General features: G+C 56.7%; 1 protein-coding gene and 1 pseudogene. Both read right to left on the bottom strand.

Going from position 1 to position 940, the window contains the following annotated elements:
- A partial coding sequence (locus tag A3730_RS05175; RefSeq protein ID WP_231883853.1) for a protoglobin domain-containing protein occupies positions 1-498 on the bottom strand: 498 nt, incomplete at its 3' end.
- A 233-nt stretch (positions 499-731) separates the two neighbouring features.
- Positions 732-940: pseudogene (locus A3730_RS31095) on the bottom strand (hypothetical protein); the annotation flags it as partial.

The following is a 940-nucleotide window of genomic DNA, read 5'->3' as shown; positions in this document are numbered from 1 at the left end:
GATGTAGGTTTCAAATACCAGGGTGACATCAAAATAGATCAGCTCGTCCAGCGCCAGTAACGCCCGGTCGCGCTCGGCACTGGTCCCCATGGCATCGGTAATATTCTTTACCAGCAGGCTGTGCAGCAGATACACCGCGGACAGGTAGAATTTTGGCTCCACACCAATGCGCTTGTGCACCAGGCCGATACGCAAGCGGTTGTTGGTGTATTCCAGATCGTAAACGCCGGCAAACAGATCCATGATGTAGCGGCGCTGGGCGTTCTCCAGCCGCTCCAGGGTGTCGGCATCGCCGATCAGGGAGGCAATATCCGGGTTGCTGGTCTGGATGCCGTAGAAGGTTTCCACGATATCATCCAGACGGTTTTCCACATGGGTGCGACACTGCAGTAGCGCGGCCACATCCTGATTATCGAACTCCAGCAGACGCTTGCGCCCATCGATTTCCATCTCGGTGATGCGCATCTGCTCGAGCAACGTTTTCATGGTTGAATGCATGCCTTTCCCCTCCGGCCTCAGCAGGCCCCCCTGGCCCATGCAAACTCGCGAGTCCGCTTAATCATACCCCCCGGCATAAAGATCGCCATAGCCCCAAACGAGGTAGCATCACCAAGAGAGACCAACGGTCAGAGCCGGGAAGCTGAACGGGAATCGGAAAGCAGAGATTGGCAGAAAGGGAAAAGAAGAGGGAATAGCCAGGCCGGGCAGGAAACTGCCCGGCCCCGGCAGAATCAGCGTTTCAGGGCACCATCACGGTCGAGCTTGCCGACTACGCTCTTGGCGTAACCTTCCGCACCGCTTTTCAGGTTATAGGGGTTCATGCTGCGGGACTGGGCCTGCCACACCGGCTTTTCTGTCTCGACGTTATAAAGCTGGGTCTGCAGGTAGTAATCAGTGGCATTCTGGTAGTAGCCGGGCTGGTATACCGCGCTGTAGCTGT

It is taken from the genome of Alcanivorax sp. HI0044 (genome assembly GCF_001634945.1).
This window is presented reverse-complemented; position numbering and strand designations above follow the sequence as displayed.